Genomic DNA, 25,860 nt, shown 5'->3' on the forward strand with positions numbered 1-25,860 from the left:
ACTGACAAGTTTATTACTTAGTCATTTTCATTTTCGGAGATAAAATATGCTAAATTTTTTTCGTAATAGCCTGCTGGCATTGCTTATGCTATGGTTGCCAGTTACTTTTGCAGCCGACACCGGTTGGCTTAAAAACTTACAAAATAGTCATGCTGAAGTTCGTTTACGCGCTGACAATAACGCAGCTGATGTTACGCGCCTTTTACTTGATATCCGTTTACAAGAGGGTTGGAAAACTTACTGGCGAACACCGGGAGAGGGGGGAATTGCGCCGAAAATCACCTGGCAAGATAATTCAATTGCGGCAAAATGGTTTTGGCCAACCCCACAACGCTTTGATGTTTCTGGCATCAGTACTCAAGGCTATCATGAGGGTGTTAGCCTGCCGATCCAGTTAACAGCAAAACCTGACTCACTGCTAAGTGGCACCTTGACATTGTCAACCTGCAGCAACGTCTGTATTCTAACCGATTATCCTTTCACTTTAGATCTACAACAACCCACTGATGCAAACTTTGCCCATAATTACGCTACCGCAATGGGTAAAGTCCCACAAGAAAACGCATTACTAGCAAAGTTAACAGCAGGTTATCGCAGCGGTGTAGTGCAGGTACTGGCTGAACGAGTCGCTAGCTGGCATGCACCAGCAGTTTTTGTCGATATGCCAGATGGAGCCAGCCTTGGTAAGCCAGTTTTGCAACTACAAGGACAACGTTTGCAGATCACTTTACCTGCGACTGATGAGTGGGGCGATGTTGCACCAGATTTGACGGGTAAAACTTTGTCGTTAGTGATAGAGGATGAAGGTATTGCTCAGCAAAGCACGGTCACCATTGGCGCGCCACTAGCATCTGATCACTTACAAATGCCACTATGGCAGATTGTGTTATTCGCCATCGCAGGCGGTTTGATCCTTAATTTTATGCCATGTGTTTTACCAGTGTTAGGTCTCAAACTTAGTACTATTTTACAGCTGCAACAGCGTGATCGTCGCAGTGTAAGATTACAATTTTTGGCTTCAAGCGGCGGTATTATTATCTCTTTTATGGCGCTTGCGTTGTTGATGACGATTTTACGGCTAACCAATCAAGCAATAGGCTGGGGTATTCAGTTTCAAAATCCGTGGTTTATCGCTTTATTGGTAATAGTCACTCTGCTATTTAGTGCAAATCTCTTGGGACTGTTTTATTTCCGCTTACCCACTAATTTTAATACACGATTAGCCAACTTGCAGGCTGATGGGTTAATGAACCATTTCTTACACGGTGCATTTGCGACGCTACTAGCAACACCGTGTTCAGCTCCTTTTCTTGGTACTGCGATTGCTGTTGCACTGGTAGCACCATTACCGCAATTATGGGGACTATTTATCGCAATGAGCATGGGTATGAGTTTACCTTGGTTATTAATTGCGGTGAGACCTACGCTAGCTTTCCGGCTACCTCGACCTGGCCGTTGGATGAATAAATTGCGTCTAGGGCTGGCTGCTATGATGCTGGCATCCTGTCTCTGGTTACTTAGTTTGCTCACTCCATTTATCGGTACAAGTTGGACACTGTTTTTGGGCTTTTTAATACTAGCGGCTTTACTGTTCAGTTGTGCACGTCATTATTCATTACGTTGGGCAATTACTGTGGGTGGAAGTGCTGCGCTAGCTATTGGGTTAGTTACGCTTACTTTACACTACAGCAAGCAATCACTGAAAGATGAGATCCGGTGGCAACCATTAACCGAAGCAGCAATTAACCAGGCACTAGCGGCAAATAAACGGGTATTCATCGATGTAACGGCTGACTGGTGCGTTACTTGTAAAGCTAACAAATTTAATGTGTTGCTACGTAGTGATGTGCAAAAAGCTCTACAGGCTGAAGATGTGGTCGCATTGCGTGGTGACTGGACTCAGCCGTCAGACACCATTAATCAATTTTTACAAAAACGCGGTATGCTGGCGGTTCCCTTTAACCAGATTTATGGCCCTGGATTGACGCAGGGGAAAATTCTATCGCCGTTGTTGAATAAAGATGACTTATTGCAAATTTTGCAGCAGGCAAAAGGAGATGCAAGATGAAAAAATTCATTTTGTTGCTATTACTAATGACGACGCCATTATTAGCTAATAATCACCTGTTTACATTAGAACAGAAAGCTTTTTTGCAAGAACAGATCCGCGAAACATTAATTAATAATCCGGAAATACTGGTACAAGCGGCTAATGCTTATCGTGAACAGCGACAACAACAAAGTCAGCAACAGTTGGAAAAAATAGTTAAACAAAACCAAAATAGGCTATTTAACGATCCGAATAGCCCACGTCTTGGCGCCGCTGATGCGAAATTAGTGATGGTTTATTTTACTGATTATAACTGTTCTTTTTGTAAACAATTTGATCCGTTACTGATAAAAATTGTCCAGTCTCAACCGCAAGTTGCTTTGATTATCAAACCACTACCGTTTCGAGCGCAAAGTTCAGTGACAGCTGCGCGCAGTGCGCTTTCCTTGTGGAAACAGGATAGGGAAAAGTTTTGGTTGCTACACCATCGTCTGATGGCCAAGAAAGGTTATCATGATGACGCCAGTATCAAAGCAGCAGAGCAAAAAATTGGTATTAATTTAATGCAGTTTGATAGCCAAACGCTGGATACCATTAACGACAATTTGGCGCTAGCACAACAGCTCGACGTGCAAGGTACGCCAGCTACATTGATTGGCTCTCAAGTGCTGAGTGGCGCGGTGAGTTATGAACAGTTGCAAAGGATAGTTAAAACAGAATTGGAAAAACTTAAATGACAAATAAATTTTATCGTTGGTTGCGTGAGGGGCTGTTTTTTTTGTTGATCCTAGTCATTTTTATTCTATTACTGGATAATTTCCGTGCTCCTCAAGCGCCCTATAATTTTGCTAATGACACCGTAATAACGCTAGCGGAAAAACAAGTAACATTGGCAGAGTTAAGTGCCAAACAACCACTATTGCTCTATTTTTGGGCTAGCAGGTGTGGCATTTGTCGTTTTACCAGCCCAAAAATAGCGGACTATGCGGCTAACGGTGGTAATGTATTAACCGTCGCCTTTCGTTCAGGTGATGACGCTAAAGTACAGCATTATTTGAGGAAAAAGCACTTTATGATGCCAACGGTTAATGATCCAACCGGTGCCCATGCTGCTCAATGGAACATTAGTGTAACGCCAACTTTTGTCATTATTTATAAAGGCAAAGTGGTTAGTACCACTACCGGCTGGAGTAGTTTAATCGGTTTGAAGTTTCGTCTTTGGTGGAGTAATTATATGAATTAAATAAATTGCTATCTAATGATGAAATCTATTTTAGTTGGCAAAATAATTGACTTAACAACTGTTGATTAATCAACAGTTGTTTAATTAACGCTATTTTTAGTGAATAACAAATCAAATAAGTTAACGAACACAATAACAGCTATTTTTGTCTGTTATATTACAGCAATAGATTTTTCTGGTTAAAACTCACATATGTTATAACAAAAAATTTAATCGCCGTTTTGTGAGTTTAAAATGAGGATATAGTCAGTAAATTGATTATTTAGCGTAAATATAATAGATAATTTTCTATAGATGGATAGCAAAAAAGGATAAATAATGACTCTGATATGAAAAATTAGCGCGATATAAAAAATATTTTGTTAGGATAGGTTATTGTAATGGAATAATGTTATCCATTGCTTGAATATGTAGTTGGATATATGTTGAATTTTATTGTTGGAGAAATGCATGTCATCGCTAAGTCAAGAAGCGCATCTTGTTCGTAAAGCACTCGAAGCTCGTGGTCTTGAAACCCCACTTTGCGGCCAATCTCTTTCCTCAAATGAGCGTAAACAACAGATTGAACTGCACATGGGTGAAATTATGCGTTTACTTAATCTGGATCTTAGCGATGATAGCTTAGCGGAAACACCGAAGCGCGTTGCTAAAATGTATGTTGACGAAATTTTCTCTGGGCTCGATTATAATAACTTCCCTAAAATTACCTTAATCGAAAACAAAATGGATTTTGACGAAATGGTGACGGTTCGTGATATCACTTTAACCAGTATCTGTGAGCACCATTTTGTTACCATCGATGGTAAGGCGACAGTGGCCTATATTCCAAAGGAAAAAGTGGTTGGTTTATCTAAGATTAATCGTATTGTTCAATTCTTTTCTCAACGGCCACAAGTTCAGGAGCGTTTAACCCAACAGATTTTAATTGCGCTCCAAACTTTATTAGGCACAGCTAATGTTGCTGTTTCGATTGATGCCGTTCACTATTGTGTTAAAGCCAGAGGCGTTCGTGATGTAAGCAGCAGCACAATGACAACCTCGCTAGGTGGCTTATTTAAATCTAGTCAAAATACCCGTCAGGAGTTTTTACGTAACATTTCTCGCCTGCGTAATTACTAACTAATGTTTGTTATAACAGCCAAATAGCAGCGGATTGAGCAAATTGATCTGCTGCGCGAAAGCGCTATTTTTTTGCTATTTTATTGGTAAATATTTTTGGCGTTGCGCTATCTCAATAAGCATATGTGAATCCAATTTAAAATGTAGTGCTTTTATAACGTAAAATTAAATAATATTGATATCGTAATCGTTCCAGCTATTGACTGGATAGCAAAGTCCCAATACTAAAAGGGAAAACTCCTTGCTTAAATACTTTTTTCTATGGGGAACTCAAGGTAGTTTATTACCTTATTATGAAAGTTAATAATATTGTTTTGATTTTCACATTTATCATTAGAGATTATATGACATTTTTTATCGATAATTTTATCATCAATACCAGTCCATTCTGAAAATAAACTCATAAAACTAAGGGCACTTCTTTTTTCTTTAATATATATTTTTTCTTTGGAATCATAAGACGTAATAAAAAATGGAATTTCATAGTTTTGTCTATAACTACTCCCATGCATAATTCTTAATTGTTGAATATCATTTCTATTCGCATAAGAAAGCCCATGATCAGAAAAATACATCATAGACCATTTTGTTTTTGTTAGTGAAAGTTCATTATATATTTTCGATAGCAAGTTATCTGTTTCTTTTATACTTTGTATATAACATGAAACATCTTTACTTTTATAAAAAATTTCATAATAGTCGTTTGTTCTATTACAAGCAGGAGGATGACTTCCCATTAAATGAATAATTATCAACTTATTTTTTTATTGTCATTTATTGCTGTTTTAATAAATGGCAATAAACCAGTGTCATTAGAAGAATTATTACTATTATCATAATCACCCTTTTTCAAAAAGTGATATTTGTTGGCCTTTTTACCCATAGATGCGATTGGAGTATCAAATATTCCTAATGCTCCTTGATTTGATAACCAATAAGTACTAAATCCAGCTTTATTTGCTAATGATACAATATTATTTGATAAATTTCCTTTTATTGCTATTGTATTGCTTAATGAGATATTAGTCGATGCGCCTGCTGATATATAATTAGTAAAAAATATACCATTAATTGAATTCATAAATGGGGTATTATTGATATGAAAACCGTAAAAATGCATTAAATCACGTCTGGCACTCTCACCAATCACCATAACATAAGTATTATATTTATTTTTACTATTCACAGGATTAAAATCATCTTTTTGATATATCAATTTTTCTAATTTACTGTTTTCTTTATTTAGCTCAATTAGAGAGTAATAAAATTCTTTAATAAATTTTATTTCTGGATAGCCACTATTTAATAGGTTAATGCTACTTTCTTTTCTATAATCTTTAATTGGAGTGGATAATAATATCACAAAAAAAATAATGAATGATATTGATGATAAATATTTTATTTTCTTAATTTTTAATCGTGAACAAAAAATTCCCAAAAATAAAATTAATAAAGAAAATAAATAATAGTAATAAGGAATTAATGATAAAAATCCGATAGCTTCGTCTTTATTTGTATAAAATAAAGATGCTAATATATTAAATGATGGAGGGCCATATAGAATAGCAATAGGTAAGTATATCGTTGAAATAATTGTAAATATCCAGACAAAAGAAATGTATAAAAATTTAACTCTATTTATAAAAACTAAAAAAGCTACAACACCAATTGTATAAATAAATTTTGCTTGATAGCCTAATCCACAATGTATAAAAGAAAAGGTAATAAAAAGTAAAATAATTTTTGGTAAAAAGTATTCATTATTAGCTATTTTATTTTTTATAAAATGTTTTATCAATTTTTTCATATGAAAATTTAGGTTATAGGATGATGATTATATCTAATAAGTTTTCCAAAATTTGCCAACTCGGCTTTATAATATTTCCATCTTGAGCCTGACTCTGGGCTCTTTTTCCTTTTGTGTACGGCAATGAGTATAATCCTAATTTCCTCTTAATAACAAATTTATGTTCACCGATTTCATTTGTTCGTTGGCCCAGATACAACAATAACATGACCCAATTTGAGTAAATGATTTGAATATAAATATGTATATTAAATTATTTAAATCATAACAAATGGGCTAATTGAGCTGGCTACTATTATTTGAGTTCTTCAGGTAAAACGGCAGGATATCCTTTGATTCCATCAGGCATTTTTATCGGTGCAGGAATGGATTCTTGTTGACCTAAAAACCGGGGTTCACTTTTTAATATATAGAGATCAATCAGAGCATTAATACGGGCAAAAACCTCGCGCAAACGAACTTTAATGATTTTTTTTGGTGAAGAAACGGCATAGCACTGTGCATCTATCCCTTTTTTCATGGCGATAAATAGTGCCCTTTCACAATGAAAACGTTGGGTAATAATAGTAAAGTTATTGGTGGCAAACACTTGACGAGTTCGGATAACAGAATCTAGTGTTCGAAAGCCGGCAAAATCCAATACAATTTTTGCTGCCGGTATACCCGCTGCGATTAGATCTCTACGCATGGTGATCGGTTCATTGTAATTATAATGTGCATTATCACCACTAACGAGCAAGTATTTTATTTTGCCACTATTGTAAGCATTGATGGCGCCTTGAATTCGATACTTATAGTACTCATTAGGTGAGCCGGTAGAATAAAATTTTGACGTGCCTAAAATCATGCCAACGCTTCGAGGTGGCAGTTTTTTTACATCATCATAGATATAATCAGCAGTTTTCCAGCTAATCCACCGATCGAATGTTAAAATGGCAACGATTGCTGTTACTATAATGGTCAGTAAGCTATAAATAAGGAATTTCCTCATCATCTATGCCTGTGATTACATAATAGCGAAAGAGAGCTCAACTAGGACTATTTTACTTATTAACATACGCCTCTCTTATCAATTTAACCGCTTATTGTTAGATAAGACTTATAATACTCAGAAGGGGGTAAGTTTGTAAATACGATATTTAGATAAGCAGAAATTACCGGTAATAACTTGACCTAACACATTGTCAAAGCTCGCTGTGGCTATTGGTTAGCTTTGATCTAAATTTATAAACCCTAAAATTAGCACCTGCTAGTGGAATTAGATTTTCTACAGATAAAAATATAGAACGGTTTATTGTTTTGCTGAGTCATTTTTATAGTTTATAGATGATGGCTTAATGTAATAATTGAATTAGTAAAGGAAAAATAAAAGGGGCAATTAATGAAGTAATGATGCCACACGTCATCAATGCGAGAGAACTATATGCACCTTCAATGTAGTCTATCTCGGCGCTGCGCGCCGTACCTACTGCATGTGAAGCCGCTCCCATCGCTAATCCTCGAGCGATAGGGTTTTTTATCTGCAAGAAATTAAACAGTAACTGCCCAAACATAGCGCCAAAAATACCAACTAAGATTACACAAGCGGCACTAATGGCAGGCACGCCGCCAATAGCCTCTGATACAGCCATAGCTATGGGTGTCGTCACTGATTTTGGTAATATGGAAGCGGCCATTTCGACGGTTGCACCTGTCCATAAGGCAATAGTGGTTCCGGTTATCATGGCAATCAGACTACCAATAAAACAAATGCTAATAATGGATTTCCATTGGGCACGAATTTGATGTAACTGTTCATATAATGGCAAAGCCAAGGCAACAACTGCCGGCTGTAACAAATCATTCAGAATACGGCTACCAGAGAAATAATGGTCATAAGAAGTCTGCGTTATCAATAAAACAGGAATAATGATTCCGATCGAAATTAACAAAGGATTTAAAATGATCAGTTTAAATTTTTGGAATAATTTTCTCGCTAATAAGAAAACGATAATGGTAAAAGGTAGTGACCACCAAATATGATTTAACATTATTATTACTCGTTATTTGGCCAATTTTTTTTGGCTGAATTTTATTTTTTACTCTGTTGTTTATCAGTATCCGAGGTATTGATGCTAATTTCACGATGGATATAGTGTGAGCTATAAGCAACAATAATCATAATAATCAATGTACTTACAATACAGGAAAGCAAAATAGGGATAATTTGTTGGCTAAGCGTATCATAATAATTCATTATGCCTACCCCGATAGGAATAAATAGCATTGTCATATTTTTTAGCAATAAATGGCAGCCTGGTTGTATCCATCGGACAGGTATGATTTGGATTGTTAACAAGCTAAATAAGATCAGCATGCCGATTATACTACCTGGCAGAGAAAAAGGTAGTAAAGTTGAAATTAGGTTTCCTATTATTAGGCAGAGATAAATGAGTAAAAAAGCGCGTAGATACTGCCAACTAATATAAAGGATATTTTTAGAAATCAACATAATACCAGTCCTATAACAAAACATACTGATAATACAATTAACTCACTTAATGTATTAGGTTGCTGGCATAAGTGAGATGAAAAATGGCGAGAATACTATTGTCGCCATTTTTATTTAATGTTTTTATTATTAATCTACTTTACTTGCATGCCAGGTTTGGCGCCAGCATCAGGACTTAATAGAAAAATATCTTTGTTACCAGGGCCGGCTGCTAATACCATTCCTTCGGAAACACCAAAGCGCATTTTTCTTGGCGCTAAATTAGCAACCATAATTGTTAAGCGACCTTCTAGTACTTTAGGATCTGGATAAGCCGCGCGAATACCCGAAAAAACTTGTCGGCTGCTATTACCTAAATCTAATTGTAGTTTTAGCAGCTTATCGGAACCTTCGACTAAATCAGCTTGCTTAATTAGAGCAACGCGTAAGTCTACTTTGTTAAAGTCATCAAAACTGATTACCTCTTGACTAGGATTTTCTGAATCTGTTTGATTAGTCATCGTTTGCGCCGTTATATTTTCACTAGATGCCGCTAACATTGCGGTGACATTGTGCATTTCAATTCGCTGGAATAAAGTTTTAAATGGCGTAATTTCATGATTTAGCAATGGATTGTTGATATCATCCCAGTTGAGTGAAATATTTAAAAAAGCTTCTGTCCGGCCGGTAAGTCCCGGTAATATGGGTTTTAAATAAGTCATTAGCACCCGGAATAAATTGATACCCATAGAACATATGTCATGTAAATCTTGTTCGCGATCCTCTTGTTTTGCAACTACCCAGGGGGCTTGCTCATCGATATAACGATTGGCCAGATCAGCAAGTAACATAATTTCACGAATTGCTTTATTATATTCACGTTGACAAAATTCTTGACCAATTTTGTTTGCTGCGGCAATAAATTGCTGGTAAAGCTCGGGAGCCGCAAGGCGTGATGATAACTTATTATGAAAGCGTTTATTAATGAATCCGGCATTGCGTGCTGCAAGGTTAACGACTTTATTCACAATGTCGCTATTAACCCGTTGAACAAAGTCTTCTAAGTTAAGATCAATATCATCAATGCGGGATGAAAGTTTAGCGGCATAATAGTAACGTAAACAATCAGCATCCAGCTGATCTAAATAGGCGCGCGCGGTAATAAAAGTGCCTCGTGATTTGGACATTTTTGCGCCATTAACAGTGATATAACCGTGAACGAAGATATTGGTAGGTTTACGATAACCACTGCCTTCTAATATTGCTGGCCAAAATAAACTATGGAAGTAGACAATGTCTTTGCCGATAAAGTGGTAGAGATCGGCTGTAAAATCTTGTTGCCAAAAGCTAGCAAAATCAATATCAGGTTGTTTTTCACATAGATTTTTAAATGTTCCCATATAGCCAATCGGTGCGTCTAACCAGACGTAAAAATATTTACCCGGTTCATTAGGAATTTCAAAACCAAAGTAAGGGGCATCACGAGTAATATCCCATTGCTGTAAACCTGCTTCAAACCACTCTTGCATTTTATTCGCCACTTGTGGTTGTAAAGCACCAGAGCGTGTCCAAGTTTGCAACATCTTACTAAATGCTGGTAAATCAAAGAAAAAATGCTCTGTCTCGCGCATTTCAGGTGTTGCACCAGAAATCACCGAATGGGGATTGATAAGCTCCGTTGGGTTATAAGTAGCACCACAGACTTCACAATTATCACCATATTGATCAGCAGCTTGGCATTTTGGGCAACTCCCTTTAACAAAGCGATCGGGTAGAAACATTTCCTGCTTAGGATCGTAAAGCTGCGAGATTGTTTTGCTTTGGATAAAACCGTTCTTTTTTAGTGTCAAATAAATTTGTTCAGATAATGTTTTATTTTCTACACTATGAGTTGAATGGTAATTATCATAACTGATGGCAAAGTCGGCAAGATCGTGTTGATGTTCCTGATTTACTTTACTAATCATCTCTTCAGGCGTTATACCTAATTGTTGCGCTTTTAGCATGATAGGCGTGCCGTGGGCATCATCGGCACAGATAAAGTAAACTTGTTTGCCGCGCATTCGTTGATAACGAACCCAAATATCGGCCTGAATATGCTCTAACATATGGCCAAGGTGAATTGAACCGTTAGCATAAGGTAACGCACAGGTTACCAAAAGTTTTTTCGCGACTTGAGACATAGTAAGGATTTAACTTCCATAAAATTGAACAATAATTGATGTTAACCGATTGTATTTTTTCCGGCTAGGCCTGAATATGACTAATCTAACATTATTTTATCGTAATTTTGATTGATAAGTGTCGTTTTTATTATCTATTTATCTTAATTAAATTGTTCTCTGGTATGATGCAGTGATCAATTGTTGATAATTTAATACTAAATAAAAGGAGCTGCGATGAATTCAGGATCCTTCGAACAAATAAAACCAGAACAGTTAACTCAGCAGGTCGCTGAGGTTTTGGACACATTTTCCCATCCAACACTGCAAAGTAATTTGACTACATTAAAAGCATTATATCATTGTGCGTTACTAGATGACGTTTTGCACATTGAATTAGTCATGCCTTTTGCCTGGAAAACCCCTTTTAAACTATTAATTGAACAGAAAACATCACAATTACGAAAAATAGCGGGTGCGCAAGCAGTAGAGTGGAAATTACGTCATAATATCAATACATTACGTAGAGTGAATGATTTGCCGGGTATTAATGGGGTGCGCAATATTATTGCGATTAGTTCAGGTAAAGGGGGAGTGGGTAAATCAACTACGACAGTGAATTTAGCGTTAGCATTGGCGCAAGAAGGCGCGAAGGTAGGTATTCTGGATGCAGATATTTATGGCCCCTCTATTCCGAATATGTTAGCAACTAAAAACCAGCGACCTACTTCACCTGATGGGCATCATATGGTACCTATAATGGCTTATGGGCTGGCAACTAATTCAATTGGTTATTTGGTTAATGATGACAATGCAATGATATGGCGTGGTCCAATGGCTAGTAAGGCCTTGATGCAAATGCTACAGGATACCCAATGGCCAGAATTGGATTATTTAGTGGTCGATATGCCACCGGGAACTGGTGATATACAATTAACATTATCACAGAATATACCGGTTACCGCAGCAATTGTGGTTACTACACCGCAAGATATTGCTTTGCTTGATGCGATGAAAGGCATTGCGATGTTTGACAAAGTTAAAGTACCGGTATTGGGGATTGTTGAAAATATGAGTCTACATATTTGTAGCAATTGTGGCCACATAGAGCCCATTTTTGGTTCTGGTGGTGCAGAAAAATTGGCTGAAAAATATCAGTGTAAGCTATTAGGTAAGATACCGTTACATATTTCGCTGCGTGAAGATTTAGACCAAGGTCAACCAACGGTTATTCGAGATCCAGATGGTGAATTTGCTGATATCTATCGGGAAATAGCCTCGACGATTGCTGCTCAAATGTACTGGGCAGGGGAAACCATTGCCACTGAAATTGCTTTTCGGACTATTTAAACTGATTAATCCCATGACTTATTGATTGAAAATAAATATAAGGTGATAATTATTGTTAGGTCTTGTTATAAAAATTAGCTAGACCTAATTTTAAATGCTGGAAGATACTAAAATAACCCCTTATAATTCCTGCGATCATAATATTTAATTATATTAATTCCCTTTATTCAAATTCAGGTTATTTAAAATGGCTGATACAGCACATAAGTGCGCTATTGTAGGTATATCAGGCGCTTCAGCATCAGGTAAAAGTCTTATTGCGAAAACGCTTTATCATGAATTACTTTCTCAAGTGGGTGACCATAATATTGGTGTGATTACTGAGGATTGTTACTATCGAGATCAACATGATATTCCGATGGAAGAACGAGTGAAAGTAAACTATGACCACCCAAACTCAATGGATCATGATCTGCTTTGTTATCATCTTCAATTGTTAAAGAGCGGAAAAGGCATTGATCTGCCGCAATATGATTATACTCAGCATACACGTAAGCCTGAGACCATTTTTTTTCAACCCAAAAAAGTCATTATTATTGAAGGTATTTTATTATTAACGGATAAGCGTTTACGCAAAAATATGGATTTTGCCATTTATGTTGATACACCACTGGATATTTGCTTAGTAAGAAGAATCAAACGAGATGTAAATGAACGAGGGCGAACATTAGATTCTGTTATTGAACAATATACTAAAACAGTCCGTCCAATGTTTCTTCAGTTTATTGAGCCATCAAAACAGTATGCAGATATTATTGTCCCTCGAGGTGGAAAAAATCGGGTGGCGATTGATATTCTAAAAGCTAAAATAGGGGAGTTCTGCCAGTAAATCTATAAATAGATTAGGCATTCTCGCAAGGAGATGGAAAAATGCGACTTTGTGACCGCGATATAGTTAAATGGCTTGATGAAAAAAAATTGGTTATTGAACCACGCCCATCAATCGAACGGATCAATGGGGCAACAGTTGACGTTTGTCTAGGCAATAAATTTCGAGTATTTCAGGGCTATACGGCACCTTATATTGATCTTAGTGGGCCGAAAAATGAAGTTAATGCTGCATTGGATCGGGTGATGAGCGATGAAATCACTTTAAACCATAATGATGCGTTTTTTTTGCATCCGGGTGAATTAGCATTGGCGGTCACTTTAGAATCAGTCACCTTACCTGATAATGTTGTTGGTTGGCTTGATGGTCGTTCTTCTCTTGCTCGCTTGGGGTTAATGGTGCATGTTACTGCTCACCGTATTGATCCCGGTTGGTGTGGTCAGATTGTGCTAGAGTTTTATAATTCAGGCAAACTGCCATTGGCGTTACGTCCGGGTATGGTTATTGGTGCATTAAGTTTTGAAGCCTTATCTGGTTCAGCTGATCGTCCCTATAATCGTCGTCAGGATGCAAAGTATAAGAATCAACAAGGTGCGGTAGGGAGTAGAATTAGTGAAGAGGGTAATAATAATTATAAATTGTGATATTTTACGTTAATTAATTCGGTGTTTCGCTGAGATCATGCTATAACCAAAATAATTCTATTTTCTCAGGTTACGGGAAATAAGCTTTATCTTATGATGAAGTCATTAATTGGTTGTTTGAGTACCATTGATGGAGACAGTGATGAAACGATTTTTGACAACATTAGCTATCCTGATAGTGGTTATTTTGGCAGGATTAACCACGCTAGTGTTGCTCGTTAATCCCAATGATTTTCGTCACTATTTAATTGATAAAGTTGAACAAAAAAGTGGCTATCATTTGGTTTTTCAAGGCGAAATGCGTTGGCATGTATGGCCCAGTCTAAGTATTATTACTGGGCCGATTTCACTCACTGCCCCCGGCGCTACCAAGCCCGCCATTAGTGCAGATAACATGCGGCTTGATGTTTCGTTATGGCCGCTAATCTCCCATCAACTTTCAGTTGAACAGATTGTAATTAGTGGTGCAGTTTTGCGCTCTACGCCAGACAGTGCAGCAAAATTAAATCAAGATGATCCCATTGCACCGGAAGGTCTTAACCATATTAGTAGAAAAAATAATAATGCTAGTAAATGGTTATTTGAAATTAATAAAATTAAATTAACCGATAGTTTATTAATTTGGCAGTTGGATAATGATACTCAGTTAAATATGCGTAATATTATGTTATCACTGAGTAGGCAGGATGATCATTTTATTAACGTTAACTTTAGCAGCAATGTGAGTAAGGATCAGCAAGATCTAACTTTTTCTTTAAAAAGTATACTTAATATTGCAGATTATCCGCATCAGATTGCTGGCGAAATCAATCAATTAGAATATAAGATGAGTGGTATTAATTTACCAACAGGTGGAATTAGCGGCGATGCGACTTTATTGTTTAATTATTTGCGTGATCAACAACCCGTATTAACTCTTTCAAATTTAGCTATTAACGTTAACGATAATCATTTAACTGGCAATTTAGTTGCTCAGTTAGGTAAATCACCAGATTATCAATTAAATATTGCTTCCACTAAACTGGATCTTGATAAGATTTTAGGTTGGCAACCTTTATTGCAGCCTCTGATAGAGACAAAAATAACGCCTCAGATAAGTACTAAGCCTGTTATTGCTACAGCTAATACCGATAGTTATGATTTAGGCTATTTAAAGCAATTTCCATTTCAAGCGACAATTTCTGCCGATAAACTTATATATCGAGGTTTAATTGTTGATAGCTTCAAGTCTAAGATAACCAATAAAAAAGCGTTATTAAATGTTAGTCAGCTAGAAGGTGGATTATTAGGGGGAAATTTTGATCTACCTGTTAGTTTAAATTATGAAAATAGTCCGGTTATTGTCACGGCTAAACCTAAATTTAATAATGTTAAGTTGGCTCCTTTACTTCAAGCATTTAACATGCCTGATAAACTAGATGGTTCACTGATATTAGCCGCGAACTTATCGGGGCCTGGTTATGGTAAATTTGCGGTGCTAAATTTTTGGTCCGGTAATGCTAATGTAATATTATCCAAAGCACAATTAACAGGATTAAATATAACTTCATTAATCCAACACGCTTTTTCACGCCTTACTGATAAAGTTAATACTCCCCAAAATCTTACAGATAATACTCAAATTCAAAATTTAAACGTTGATACAAAACTTAATAAAGGTTTGTTGTCGTTCACAAATTTGGTTGCTTCTTCTGAAGCTATCAGTATTGATGGTAACGGTTGGTTAAATTTAGCGAGCAAATCTGCAGACGTGAAATTGTTGGTTAACATCAATAAAGGCTGGCATGGGGATGATAATTTTATTAATAAACTGAAAAAATTGGTCATTCCTCTGCGTATTTATGGTAAGTGGCAAAATTTACAATATCAATTGAATATTGAAAAATTGCTGCGCGATGAGTTTCAATCACAAGCTAAAAAAGCATTAGATAGTTGGTTAGAAAAAGAAGTTAAATTGCAACATTAGGTTAAATCTTGGTAGTAAATTTAACGCGCCATGATCAGCGCGTTAAATTTATGTTTTGTTTAACATCTTTTTTAGCCAGTTGCAGGGGGGTGATTAATACCTTTTTAAGGCGGTGGCTGGTTACTTCCAACGGTTCAAAAATCCAATTTTCAATTTTAATACGTTCACCAACAATCGGCATTCGTTGTAAATGCTCCATTAATAATCCGGCTATCGTCTCATATTCACGTTTTTCATCAAGTGAAATTGGCACATAAAGGATCAGATCTTCTAAAGGCATAAAACCATTAGCAACCCAGCGACTATCCTCTAATTGTTGAATATCATGACGAGAATCCACCTCTTCTTCACTGATTGGCATATTACCGGCGATAGTTTCCATAATATCTGTCAGCGTAACTATCCCTTCGACAGAGCCAAATTCATCAACAATAAAGGCAAAATGAGTATGAGCTTTACGAAATTGTTCCAATGCTTGAAGTAGTGATAAGCCTTCAGGAAAAATGAGTGGTTGAGTAATTAGGGCATGTAAGTTAAGTTTTTGTTTTTTCAATTGTTGATTTAATATGTCGATAACATGTATAACCCCGACAGGCTCATCGCTTATTGATTCATCCGTAACAACAAGCCGTGTATGGGGTGTTTTTTCTAACAATGAAAGTAGCTTATCCGCAGGCTTGTTGATATCAATATATTCAACGTCATGGCGCGAAGTCATAATACTACTAACATTACGTTGAGCGAATCCTAATAAACGAACAATCATTTGTCGTTCTTGTGGATCAAAAATGCCATTATTATCAGCAATCAAATCAGAGGTGCGATGATCTAATTCAGCGCGTTCATGTTGACCATCTAAAACCCGCAATACTGCTTCAGCGGTTCTTTCTCGTAGTGATTTGCTTCCTTTTAAAAAACGGCGTCGATTAAATGAAGCAAATTGATTAAATGATTCGATCATAATAGAAAAACCAATAGCGGCGTATAAATAGCCTTTCGGTATCAGATAACCGAATCCTTCAGCTACTAAGCTGAAACCTATCATAAGTAAAAAACTGAGACAGAGAATAACAATAGTTGGATGGGTATTAACGAACATGGTTAAAGGTTTACTTGCGATAATCATTAAAATCATAGCAATAGTGACTGCCGCAATCATAATGCCAATGTGTTCAACCATGCCAACAGCTGTAATAACTGAATCAAGTGAAAAAATAGCATCTAATACAATAATTTGTGCTACAACAGCCCAGAATTTGGCTGTTTTGCGTTGTTTGCCAGATTGTTTATCTTTACCTTCTAACCGCTCATTAAGCTCCATAGTGGCTTTAAAAAGCAGAAAAAGCCCACCACCAAGCATTAAAATGTCGCGCGCGCTAAATGGGTGACCCCAAATGTTAATGATAGGATTGGTTAAGGAAACGAGTAAAGTAAGACTAAACAATAAGATAACACGCATGAATAGTGCGCATGTTAAACCGGTTATTCTTGCTTTATTACGTAATTTAGCTGGTAATTTATCAGCTAAGATAGCGATAAAAACTAAATTATCAATGCCAAGCACGATTTCGAGTACGATAAGAGTAAGAAGCCCCGCCCACATCGTAGGATCAGCGATCCATTCCATAAAATTTATTTTACCCTCTAATATGACGGCTTATGCCGACCTTTAGAATAATGGGCACTTTGAACAAAAATTTCAATATAATAACGTTTTTTTAATTGCTTTTAGCCAAAATATCGTGTTGTTAAAGGCATTAAATTACTATCACCAAACTATAGAGTAAGTTAATATATCAATACGTAAAAATATATTTGCTCGTTAACTTGTGGGTAATGAATTGTCAGACAGGAGTTTTTCATGTCAAAACAACAAATTGGTGTAGTGGGTATGGCTGTTATGGGGCGTAATCTAGCGCTTAATATTGAAAGCCGGGGTTATTCTGTTTCGATTTTTAATCGCTCTAAAGAAAAAACCGATGAAGTGATCGATGAAAACCCAGGTAGAAAATTAATCCCTTGTCATACGATTAAGGAATTTGTTGATTCATTAGAAAAACCACGTCGTATTTTATTAATGGTAAAAGCGGGTGAGGCGACGGATAAAACTATAGCTTCATTAACACCTTATCTGGATAAAGGTGATATCCTAATCGATGGTGGTAATACTTATTTTCAGGATACTATTCGACGTAATCAAGAACTTTCAGCGCAAGGATTTAATTTTATTGGAACCGGCGTTTCTGGCGGTGAAGAAGGTGCATTAAAAGGGCCTTCTATTATGCCTGGTGGGCAGAAACAGGCTTATGACTTAGTAGCACCTATCTTGCAACAAATTGTAGCTAAGGCAGATGGTGAGCCTTGTGTAAGCTATATTGGTCCTGATGGTGCAGGTCATTATGTAAAAATGGTACATAATGGCATCGAGTATGGTGATATGCAGCTTATTGCTGAAGTTTATTCTATCCTCAAAAACGCATTAAAGTTAACTAATGAAGAATTAGCCGATATTTTTACTGAATGGAATAAAGGTGAATTAAGTAGTTATCTAATCGAAATTACGGCGGATATATTTCGTAAGAAAGAAGACAAAACCAATAATTATTTGATTGATGTTATATTGGATGAAGCCGCTAATAAAGGAACCGGAAAATGGACCAGTCAAAGTGCTTTAGACCTGGGAGTGCCGGTTACGCTGATTACTGAATCAGTATTTGCACGTTATCTCTCTTTTTTAAAAGCGCAGCGAGTGACTGCCGCAAAAATACTGACTGGACCAGTGGTTAATCCATTTAAAGGTGATAAGCAGGAATTTATTGAAAAAGTGCGTCAGGCACTTTATTTAGGTAAAATCGTTTCCTATGCACAGGGTTTTCAGCAATTAACAGCGGCATCAGATGAATATCAATGGCAGTTAAATTATGGTGAAATTGCCAGGATTTTTCGTGCTGGTTGTATTATTCGGGCACAATTTTTGCAAAAAATTACCGACGCTTATAGTCAAAACCCATCTTTAGCAAACTTGATGTTAGCGCCTTACTTTAAAAGTATTACTGATGAATATCAGCAATCATTACGTGATATTGTCTGTTTTGGTGTACAAAATGGTATTCCGTTACCCACGCTCACGGCAGCAATTTCTTATTATGATAGTTATCGCTCGGCAGTTTTACCGGCAAATTTAATTCAAGCACAACGTGATTATTTTGGTGCTCATACTTATAAAAGAATTGATAAAGAAGGTATTTTTCATACCGAATGGTTAGATAAACAAGAGTGACTGAACTGATATAAAACCATTTTGGATGGTCTTTAATAATAACATTAAAGGCCATCTTTATTGGCTTTGGGTTAGTGTAAATGAACAAATTTATTTGCTACTGTATTGTGTAACTTTAATTTTATATATATTCAAAATAAATAGATTTATGCATTATAGTGTAATAAAAAATATATTATTTTTTATAAAGTAATTCTTATTTTTGAATGAATTTATTATTTTTTAATAATATAAAAAAACTATTTGTTATTTGATAAAATTAAACAGTTACTAATTATAGTTAATTTCCTATATTAAGAATATCATTAAGAGTGAAAAATAGAAATGTTTGTCACAATAAATTAGTAAATAAAATTTATTGTGATTTTTGTAATACATATCACAGTTTTAACATATAAAAATAACTTATTCTTATAATAAAGAGATAAAAATTAAAAGAATAAGTTGGATAATTTAATAAAATTATAGATCAATATTTCTTTATTAGTAAGCTTGATAAAAATAAATATAGTTACTAATCTATAAGTTTATATAATAAGTAGTTGTATGATTCGTTAGCGTGATTTTGTTCATTTATAAGTTATTAATTATTTTCTGTGTAAATATGTTTCACCAATTGGATAATACAATATGGATAAATTGACCCCATTCAAACCTTTACCAACCATAATTGCTATTACAATCACTCTCATCATCTGGTTTATTATTCCCGCTCCTGACGGTGTTGATGTTAATGCTTGGCAGTTATTTGCGCTTTTTATTGGGACTATAATAGCTATCATCGGTAAAGCTTTACCTATAGGTGCAATCTCCATTATTGCGATTGCTTTAATTGCTATTACGGGAGTAACTAATCCCAATAATCCGACGGCAGCAATTAATGATGCATTGAGTGGTTTTTCAAATCAACTTATTTGGTTGATAGGTATTTCAATAATGATTTCTGTTAGTTTAAATAAGACAGGATTAGGTGCTCGTATTGGTTATTATTTTATTTCTTTATTTGGCAAAAGGACGTTAGGTATTGCTTATTCATTAGCGATTGCAGAGACAATATTAGCACCAGTTACACCGAGTAATACTGCCCGTGGTGGTGGAATTATTCATCCTATTATGCGTTCAATTTCAAATAGTTTTGGTTCTGATCCAGAATCAAATAGCTCACAAAAAATTGGCCGCTATCTTTCATTGGTTAATTTTAATATCAATCCAATTACATCAGCGATGTTTATTACGGCAACAGCACCTAATCCATTGATTGTTAGTTTGATTATGGAAAATACAACGCCTCCATTTGAGATCAGTTGGGGAATGTGGGCAATAGCCGCTTTTATACCTGGCATAATTTCATTATTTATTATGCCATTGATTATTTATTGGATTTATCCGCCAGAAATTAAAGTAACAGCAGATGCGCCAAATTTCGCTAAGCAAAAATTACATAAGTTAGGACCTATTTCTCCCGCAGAAAAAATTACTTTAGCGGTGTTTGCCATGCTATTGTTGATGTGGGCTGGCGTACCTGCGCTTATTTTTGGTAGCGCTTTTACTATTAACCCTACGGCGGCGGCATTCATTGGTCTTTCCGTTTTACTGTGTTCAGGCGTATTAGCTTGGGATGATATTTTGAAAACCAAGGGAGCCTGGGACACAATTACTTGGTTTGCTGCATTGGTTATGATGGCATCTTTCCTAAGCAAGCTTGGATTGACCAATTGGTTTTCTCAAACAGTAGGAGACGCTATTGATCATATGGGGATTGGCTGGGTTGGCGGCATGTTGTTACTTGTTTTGATATATGTCTATTCTCATTACTTTTTTGCCAGCACAACAGCCCATATTATGGCAATGTTTGCGGCATTTTTTACAGCTGGATTAGCATTAGGCGCTCCACCTATTTTGCTCGGTTTGATCCTGGCTTTCTCTTCATCATTAATGATGTCGTTAACACATTATGCCACAGGTACCGCACCAATTATTTTTGGTTCGGGTTATACAACCTTAACTGAATGGTGGAAAATTGGTTTTATATTAAGTGTGGTCAATCTTGTTATTTGGTTTGTCATTGGTGGTTTATGGTGGAAGTTACTAGGATATTGGTAAAATATAATCAATATAACTAAATTGCGGTAGGATATCTGCAAGTTAAATAGGCTGTAACGTTTTAAATACAATCTTGTTGTAAGAGCACTACTACAATCTTCTAGGAGTATATTCGCTTTATTTCATAAATAAGTGAGGAAATATGCAATTGCGTAGATTAGGTTCAACAGGATTTGTTATTCCACCACTTGTTTTTGGTGGTAATGTATTTGGCTGGACTATCAATGAAAAAGAAAGTTTCACCATCTTAGATGCGCTTTATGATAACTGTTTAGTTGCAATTGATACGGCGGATGTTTATTCAAGTTGGGCAGCCGGCAATCAAGGTGGAGAATCAGAAACCATCATTGGAAATTGGCTGACTAAACATTCGATTGCCAGAGACAAATTAGTCATATTTACCAAAGTGGGCGCAGACTTAGGTTCACCCGGTAAGCGAGGTCTGTCTGCTCAATGGATTATAAAAGCGGTTGAGGATTCATTGCGGCGTTTGCAAACAGATTATATTGATATCTATTTTTCCCATTGGCCTGACATAAATACCCCTTATGAAGAGACATTAAATGCTTATCTGAAGCTTTTAACAACGGGGAAAATTCGTGCAATAGGTGCTTCAAATTTGAATGCAAGACAATTAAGAACGGCTTTAGAGGTAGCGGATAGTCAGCGTTTACCGCGTTATCAAGTATTACAGCCGGAATATAATATTTATGATCGTACTGCTTTTGATGATAAGTTGAAGAAACTCAGCATCGAAGAGAATATTGGTGTTGTTACTTACTATAGTTTGGCATCGGGTTTTTTAACTGGTAAATATCGTCGTCAAAGTGATTTAAATAGTAGTGCTAGGAAAAGTGATATTGATAAATACCTCAATCAAAGAGGCGAAAAAATTCTCAACGCGTTGCAGGTAGTTGCTGATGATCAGCAAGCTACATTAGCGGAAGTTGCACTTGCCTGGTTAATGGCTTTTAATGGGATCACCGCACCAATTGCTAGTGCAACTACCGTTGCTCAGGTGGAAAGTTTTGTGAAAGCCATTAATTTAACATTAACTAAAGCGCAATTTGAATACATCGATTCAGAAAGTAAATTAAATTAAAAATATTTTTATATCTATCTAATTGAAAATTTAACTATAAAAATGGATGATTGTTTATTATCAAGAGCAATTATCCATTTTTTGCGTTTCTGTCATCCGCTATTTTTTATTTATGTAGGGCTTTATTAACAAAATAATAGAGATAATTTAATAACCAGTAAATGTATTTTTTCTTATTAAACATATGCTTAGCTGCATATCTGTATTGGTTAGACGTTGATGCCGCAATAAGCGGGGTAGTTTTCCAAGGGGAATTTTTTTTTATTGTCATAAAGAGATGGGTACTTGGGTATTCAGACCAAATATTCCATGGTTTGGTTGGACCAATATAATGAATGAATTTTACATTATTAATTATAGGGAATAATGTTTTATTTTTTAACTCATAATTAATACTAAATTGGGTATTAAATTTTTTATCTAAAAATAAGACTTGATTTACCAGCGATATATTCAATGCATCCTGATCATAAAATACAAATTTTGCTTTTGTTTTGTCATCAAGTAATATATTTATAGTTTTCTCCGTTATCTTATTTTTGTGCCACTTGTCAGTATCAATTAGCATAACGCCTGAGTTAAAGTAACCATTAGCTATTTCTGGTGTTGCTAACATTTCAGCCCGTTTTTTCCATAGGTATTGGTCTCGGTCAGCGACAGCAGCAATAATATGCTGGTTTAAATCGATGTCGAATAATTCTGATATATCACCCGAACAAATAATGTCTGAATCCAAATATAATATTTTATTGGTTTTATTATGAAAATAATTTGCAATAATAAAGCGAAAATAGATCGCATGAGACCATAATTTATTTGTTGGTAATTTTTTTAACTGTAGCGTATCAATAAGTAATATTGTTATTTTTGTATTATAACAACTTGTTAGTTCATCAAATTTTTTTAGGTCGCATTCAGAAATCGTATCAGTGAAGATATAGAAGTGAAAGGTATAAATTTTATTGAAATATAGCATCGAGCAGATAGAGATCGCTGTGCCAAGGGAGAAATTTTTATCTGCGCCATAAGCAATATGAAATTGAGGGGTTTTTGCATCAGCAGATGAAAATTCATAGCTTGTTAGTATGATCTCCTTACTATTGAAATACATTAAGTTTCCTTTTGGCAAAGCAGGCATTCATTTTATCGTAAAGTGTTACTAATTTTAGCGTTAGCGGAAAGAAAAAACCATTACTATCATCATTATACTTTATAAAAATTGATTAATAAAAATTATATTTTTTTTGAAGTGAATAAAAAATTATACCTAGTTGAAAATTAACATAATATATTGTGCTGGTTATCTGTTTTAAAACTTTTTTATCTGTTTTTGGTCAGTTTTTTTATGTCAAATTAAGTAATTTTTGAAAATTTAATATAAATTAGCTTTTAGTTTCATTTTTGTGATAAATAATATCAGATTACGTAAATATAGTAGTTTAATTAATGTTGTTTTGTATGTATTGAATTAATTAAATTTATTATTTAATAATTTATAACACATGGCAAGTAACATTTTTAATCAATTTTCAACATAATAAGTTGTTTAATATTTTTTAATAAATCATTATGCTAATTTTGCCATGGATACTAGTATAAATGATGTCACTTTGCGGTTGAAATTTACAAGTAAAATAGTAGTAAAATAAAATCGATTAGTTATAATTTATTTTAACATATTATTAAATATAAAGTTTTGGTGGCGTCAATGAATAAATCTTGCCCTATTTTTATTATTTCTTTAAAGAAGGATACAGATAGAAGAACACAAATTAGTTACGCATTGTCGTCACAAGCTTTGCCTTTCACTATAGTTGACGCCATCGAAGGGAGTAAATTAACTCAAAACGATATAGCTGGGTTAAAATATCCTTATTATGACAAAGCTTATGGTAAACCGAATGGCAAGAATGAAATTGCCTGTAGCTTGAGCCATCAATCAGTCTATCAGCATATTATAAAAAATGATATCGAATGGGCATTGATTCTCGAGGACGATGTTATTATTGATAAAAAATTATCCCCTTTAATCAAAGCATTGGAGCAAGGTAAAAGTGATTTATTGAAAAAAGATTATGTTTATCTGTTGGGTGGTCAAGAAGGGCTAAATTCAAGAAAACGAATTTCATTAAGTTTTTTTAATAAAATAACCATCGCCAATGTAACATTTCGCTTATTAACTTATAGCTCAGATAAAATTTTTCGTACTTGTTGTTACTTAATTCATCGTAGTACCTGTGAAAGAATAATTGCTGAGTTTGCCCGGGGATTTTTTGTTGCTGATTCGTGGGGCTTGTTATACAAAAAAAATGCAGTTAAAGGCTATTATTTAGCCGAAATTATAAAACATCCAATTGTCACCGCTGAAAATAGCCATTTGGAGGCGGATAGGGAAAAGTATTTTATTAAAGCTAAAAGAAGAAAGCGAGGTAACCTTGAGTCTACTTTGGCATTTATTTTGCTACAAATCAGGCGTTTTTATCGTTCATTAATTTTTTGGCAAAAATAGTGTTTATGTCGTTTTGGTGGTGTTATAAGCTAATAGGGTTTTTGCTACGGATTAATCAATAATGATTAATCCGCTAAATGATATTATGCTAAAATTTTTTTAAGGGATAAATTAACTCTTTCGATATAGCTATCTTCATAAAAATCTAAAATAGAATTTTTTATGCTTGTCTGTGTGGGTAAGGTTTTATTATTTACGATAGCTTGCAATATATTAACAAAACAGGGCATATCATTAACAGGAAATAATTTTCCATTAATATCCTCTTTAATGATATCTTTTGGTCCGGTTAAGCAATTTGAACTTATCACATAAATACCATAGGAAATGGCTTCAGGCAGCACCATAGGAAACCCTTCACTATTCGATGTTAATAATAAAGCAGTAACTTTTTTTATATTATTTTGTATATATAACCAGGAATCTGATTGCCAGCCATGCCAATTAATTTTTTCTGTTATATTTAATTTTTTAGCTAACTGTTTTAACTGATGAATCTCATTTTCTTCGCCACTACCGACAATATTGAGCTGCCAGTCACCACTGATATTTGCCAGGCTATTAAATAGAAATGCGAGTTGTTTATCTCCGGCAAATAAAATTCTGCCTAAATAGAGAAAGGCAGTTTTATCTTTAGGTCTCGGGATAATGATATCGTGTTTTTTAATTGGATTAAATAAGGTAAAAATATGACTTCTATTAGCACCAATGGCAACTAATTGTCTTGCTATACCCTTGCTTATGGCGTAATAGTAATCAGCTTTTAAAAGATATTCTTTTTTATAAATTCTATTAATGGAAAAATGCGGCCAGCAAATTAGCGGTATTTTTCTATCGAAGATAAATTTTCTACTGATATTTGAGTTATAACAGGCAATTGCATCCAAGGCGATAATTGCGTTAATTTTCTGCTCGAAAAGTAATTGTCGCAGTTGCCAAGCATAATGAATACGACGTAGTTTACCGTTTCTAATGTTAGAATAGAGTCGTGAATATTTTATATTGTTTAACCAATCATCATTTGGTTGAGTTTGTTTATCATTAAAAAAGACAAAGCTGACGGTTATATCTGGTCGCCGTTGTTTTAATAACCTAATAAAATCACGACAAACGGTTTCCATACCGCCAAAGCCACTAATGTTGTAGCTAGTTATCAATATTTTGCTTGGTATCATCGACTCGTCTCAATCAAATTTTAGGTTAAATTATGCCTGTTCATTTCGCCT

The 25,860-nt window shown here is 35.1% G+C and carries 21 protein-coding genes; 12 read left to right on the forward strand and 9 right to left on the reverse strand.

What is annotated here, in order from left to right; translation table 11 throughout:
* Positions 1–46 precede the first annotated feature (46 nt).
* From ArsFIN_RS07450 to folE, 4 genes are all read left to right on the forward strand, one after another.
* Positions 47–2,068: a protein-disulfide reductase DsbD family protein gene (locus ArsFIN_RS07450; protein WP_026822939.1), complete on the forward strand. Its 2,022-nt coding sequence runs from the start codon at positions 47–49 to the stop codon at positions 2,066–2,068.
* Positions 2,065–2,787 (forward strand): DsbA family protein, encoded by a 723-nt coding sequence (locus tag ArsFIN_RS07455; protein ID WP_026822940.1) that lies wholly within the window; start codon positions 2,065–2,067, stop codon positions 2,785–2,787. Before ArsFIN_RS07450 ends, ArsFIN_RS07455 begins: the two co-directional genes overlap by 4 nt.
* Positions 2,784–3,293, forward strand: coding sequence for a protein disulfide oxidoreductase (locus ArsFIN_RS07460; protein ID WP_026822941.1), 510 nt, complete (start codon positions 2,784–2,786; stop codon positions 3,291–3,293). The genes ArsFIN_RS07455 and ArsFIN_RS07460 overlap by 4 nt, the downstream gene beginning before the upstream one ends.
* A 450-nt stretch (positions 3,294–3,743) precedes the next feature.
* On the forward strand, positions 3,744–4,412 hold the full coding sequence (folE, locus tag ArsFIN_RS07465) for a GTP cyclohydrolase I FolE (protein WP_026822942.1): 669 nt from the start codon (positions 3,744–3,746) through the stop codon (positions 4,410–4,412).
* Between the two features lie 245 nt (positions 4,413–4,657).
* Here folE and ArsFIN_RS07470 read toward each other — a convergent pair whose 3' ends face one another.
* The 6 genes from ArsFIN_RS07470 to metG form a co-directional block, all read right to left on the reverse strand.
* The gene (locus ArsFIN_RS07470; protein ID WP_051297031.1) at positions 4,658–5,149 is read right to left on the reverse strand and encodes a sulfatase-like hydrolase/transferase; all 492 of its coding nucleotides are present in this window, start codon (positions 5,147–5,149) and stop codon (positions 4,658–4,660) included.
* 14 nt (positions 5,150–5,163) lie between these two features.
* The gene (locus tag ArsFIN_RS07475) at positions 5,164–6,219 is read right to left on the reverse strand and encodes a sulfatase-like hydrolase/transferase (RefSeq protein WP_051297032.1); all 1,056 of its coding nucleotides are present in this window, start codon (positions 6,217–6,219) and stop codon (positions 5,164–5,166) included.
* 295 nt (positions 6,220–6,514) lie between these two features.
* Positions 6,515–7,210: an outer membrane permeability protein SanA gene (sanA, locus tag ArsFIN_RS07480; protein WP_026822944.1), complete on the reverse strand. Its 696-nt coding sequence runs from the start codon at positions 7,208–7,210 to the stop codon at positions 6,515–6,517.
* A gap of 343 nt (positions 7,211–7,553) precedes the next feature.
* A complete protein-coding gene (locus ArsFIN_RS07485) occupies positions 7,554–8,249 on the reverse strand; it encodes a CidB/LrgB family autolysis modulator (RefSeq protein ID WP_026822945.1) in 696 nt (231 codons plus the stop codon).
* A 41-nt stretch (positions 8,250–8,290) separates the two neighbouring features.
* Positions 8,291–8,710, reverse strand: a complete 420-nt coding sequence (locus ArsFIN_RS07490; RefSeq protein ID WP_135677614.1) for a CidA/LrgA family protein — start codon at positions 8,708–8,710, stop codon at positions 8,291–8,293.
* 134 nt (positions 8,711–8,844) lie between these two features.
* Complete coding sequence (metG, locus tag ArsFIN_RS07495) at positions 8,845–10,872, reverse strand: methionine--tRNA ligase (RefSeq protein WP_026822947.1); 2,028 nt, start codon at positions 10,870–10,872, stop codon at positions 8,845–8,847.
* Positions 10,873–11,088: 216 nt separating this feature from the next.
* Here metG and apbC point away from each other — a divergent pair, with 216 nt between their 5' ends.
* The 4 genes from apbC to asmA all read left to right on the forward strand — a co-directional run bounded on the left by apbC (position 11,089) and on the right by asmA (position 15,640).
* On the forward strand, positions 11,089–12,201 hold the full coding sequence (apbC, locus tag ArsFIN_RS07500) for an iron-sulfur cluster carrier protein ApbC (protein WP_026822948.1): 1,113 nt from the start codon (positions 11,089–11,091) through the stop codon (positions 12,199–12,201).
* A 187-nt stretch (positions 12,202–12,388) separates the two neighbouring features.
* Positions 12,389–13,030 (forward strand): uridine kinase, encoded by a 642-nt coding sequence (gene udk, locus ArsFIN_RS07505; protein WP_026822949.1) that lies wholly within the window; start codon positions 12,389–12,391, stop codon positions 13,028–13,030.
* Positions 13,031–13,071: 41 nt separating this feature from the next.
* On the forward strand, positions 13,072–13,674 hold the full coding sequence (gene dcd / locus ArsFIN_RS07510; protein ID WP_026822950.1) for a dCTP deaminase: 603 nt from the start codon (positions 13,072–13,074) through the stop codon (positions 13,672–13,674).
* Between the two features lie 142 nt (positions 13,675–13,816).
* Complete coding sequence (gene asmA, locus ArsFIN_RS07515) at positions 13,817–15,640, forward strand: outer membrane assembly protein AsmA (protein ID WP_026822951.1); 1,824 nt, start codon at positions 13,817–13,819, stop codon at positions 15,638–15,640.
* Between the two features lie 34 nt (positions 15,641–15,674).
* On the opposite strand, the gene ArsFIN_RS07520 is transcribed toward asmA, so the two are convergent.
* Positions 15,675–17,267 (reverse strand): TerC family protein, encoded by a 1,593-nt coding sequence (locus ArsFIN_RS07520; protein WP_026822952.1) that lies wholly within the window; start codon positions 17,265–17,267, stop codon positions 15,675–15,677.
* Between the two features lie 234 nt (positions 17,268–17,501).
* Here ArsFIN_RS07520 and gndA point away from each other — a divergent pair, with 234 nt between their 5' ends.
* From gndA to ArsFIN_RS07535, 3 genes are all read left to right on the forward strand, one after another.
* On the forward strand, positions 17,502–18,920 hold the full coding sequence (gndA, locus tag ArsFIN_RS07525; RefSeq protein WP_026822953.1) for an NADP-dependent phosphogluconate dehydrogenase: 1,419 nt from the start codon (positions 17,502–17,504) through the stop codon (positions 18,918–18,920).
* 630 nt (positions 18,921–19,550) lie between these two features.
* Positions 19,551–21,023, forward strand: coding sequence for a DASS family sodium-coupled anion symporter (locus ArsFIN_RS07530; RefSeq protein ID WP_026822954.1), 1,473 nt, complete (start codon positions 19,551–19,553; stop codon positions 21,021–21,023).
* 142 nt (positions 21,024–21,165) lie between these two features.
* On the forward strand, positions 21,166–22,125 hold the full coding sequence (locus ArsFIN_RS07535; RefSeq protein ID WP_026822955.1) for an aldo/keto reductase: 960 nt from the start codon (positions 21,166–21,168) through the stop codon (positions 22,123–22,125).
* 106 nt (positions 22,126–22,231) lie between these two features.
* Here the strand turns inward: ArsFIN_RS07535 and ArsFIN_RS07540 are convergent, their stop codons facing one another.
* Positions 22,232–23,263: a glycosyltransferase gene (locus ArsFIN_RS07540; protein ID WP_246067374.1), complete on the reverse strand. Its 1,032-nt coding sequence runs from the start codon at positions 23,261–23,263 to the stop codon at positions 22,232–22,234.
* A 570-nt stretch (positions 23,264–23,833) separates the two neighbouring features.
* Here ArsFIN_RS07540 and ArsFIN_RS07545 point away from each other — a divergent pair.
* Positions 23,834–24,634, forward strand: coding sequence for a glycosyltransferase family 25 protein (locus tag ArsFIN_RS07545; RefSeq protein ID WP_051297033.1), 801 nt, complete (start codon positions 23,834–23,836; stop codon positions 24,632–24,634).
* Positions 24,635–24,717: 83 nt separating this feature from the next.
* Here ArsFIN_RS07545 and ArsFIN_RS07550 read toward each other — a convergent pair whose 3' ends face one another.
* Positions 24,718–25,809, reverse strand: coding sequence for a glycosyltransferase (locus tag ArsFIN_RS07550; protein ID WP_034249700.1), 1,092 nt, complete (start codon positions 25,807–25,809; stop codon positions 24,718–24,720).
* Positions 25,810–25,860: the final 51 nt, after the last annotated feature.

The sequence above is a fragment of the Arsenophonus nasoniae genome, assembly GCF_004768525.1.
Lineage (GTDB): Bacteria > Pseudomonadota > Gammaproteobacteria > Enterobacterales > Enterobacteriaceae > Arsenophonus > Arsenophonus nasoniae.

Excerpts from the sequence above, each read along its gene's own strand:
- ArsFIN_RS07450 (WP_026822939.1), top strand. The coding sequence starts at position 47 with ATGCTAAATTTTTTTCGTAATAGCCTGCTGGCATTGCTTATGCTATGG.
- ArsFIN_RS07455 (WP_026822940.1), top strand. The coding sequence starts at position 2,065 with ATGAAAAAATTCATTTTGTTGCTATTACTAATGACGACGCCATTATTA.
- ArsFIN_RS07460 (WP_026822941.1), top strand. The coding sequence starts at position 2,784 with ATGACAAATAAATTTTATCGTTGGTTGCGTGAGGGGCTGTTTTTTTTG.
- folE (WP_026822942.1), top strand. The coding sequence starts at position 3,744 with ATGTCATCGCTAAGTCAAGAAGCGCATCTTGTTCGTAAAGCACTCGAA.
- ArsFIN_RS07470 (WP_051297031.1), bottom strand. The coding sequence starts at position 5,149 with ATGGGAAGTCATCCTCCTGCTTGTAATAGAACAAACGACTATTATGAA.
- ArsFIN_RS07475 (WP_051297032.1), bottom strand. The coding sequence starts at position 6,219 with ATGAAAAAATTGATAAAACATTTTATAAAAAATAAAATAGCTAATAAT.
- sanA (WP_026822944.1), bottom strand. The coding sequence starts at position 7,210 with ATGAGGAAATTCCTTATTTATAGCTTACTGACCATTATAGTAACAGCA.
- ArsFIN_RS07485 (WP_026822945.1), bottom strand. The coding sequence starts at position 8,249 with ATGTTAAATCATATTTGGTGGTCACTACCTTTTACCATTATCGTTTTC.
- ArsFIN_RS07490 (WP_135677614.1), bottom strand. The coding sequence starts at position 8,710 with ATGTTGATTTCTAAAAATATCCTTTATATTAGTTGGCAGTATCTACGC.
- metG (WP_026822947.1), bottom strand. The coding sequence starts at position 10,872 with ATGTCTCAAGTCGCGAAAAAACTTTTGGTAACCTGTGCGTTACCTTAT.
- apbC (WP_026822948.1), top strand. The coding sequence starts at position 11,089 with ATGAATTCAGGATCCTTCGAACAAATAAAACCAGAACAGTTAACTCAG.
- udk (WP_026822949.1), top strand. The coding sequence starts at position 12,389 with ATGGCTGATACAGCACATAAGTGCGCTATTGTAGGTATATCAGGCGCT.
- dcd (WP_026822950.1), top strand. The coding sequence starts at position 13,072 with ATGCGACTTTGTGACCGCGATATAGTTAAATGGCTTGATGAAAAAAAA.
- asmA (WP_026822951.1), top strand. The coding sequence starts at position 13,817 with ATGAAACGATTTTTGACAACATTAGCTATCCTGATAGTGGTTATTTTG.
- ArsFIN_RS07520 (WP_026822952.1), bottom strand. The coding sequence starts at position 17,267 with ATGGAATGGATCGCTGATCCTACGATGTGGGCGGGGCTTCTTACTCTT.
- gndA (WP_026822953.1), top strand. The coding sequence starts at position 17,502 with ATGTCAAAACAACAAATTGGTGTAGTGGGTATGGCTGTTATGGGGCGT.
- ArsFIN_RS07530 (WP_026822954.1), top strand. The coding sequence starts at position 19,551 with ATGGATAAATTGACCCCATTCAAACCTTTACCAACCATAATTGCTATT.
- ArsFIN_RS07535 (WP_026822955.1), top strand. The coding sequence starts at position 21,166 with ATGCAATTGCGTAGATTAGGTTCAACAGGATTTGTTATTCCACCACTT.
- ArsFIN_RS07540 (WP_246067374.1), bottom strand. The coding sequence starts at position 23,263 with ATGCCTGCTTTGCCAAAAGGAAACTTAATGTATTTCAATAGTAAGGAG.
- ArsFIN_RS07545 (WP_051297033.1), top strand. The coding sequence starts at position 23,834 with ATGAATAAATCTTGCCCTATTTTTATTATTTCTTTAAAGAAGGATACA.
- ArsFIN_RS07550 (WP_034249700.1), bottom strand. The coding sequence starts at position 25,809 with ATGATACCAAGCAAAATATTGATAACTAGCTACAACATTAGTGGCTTT.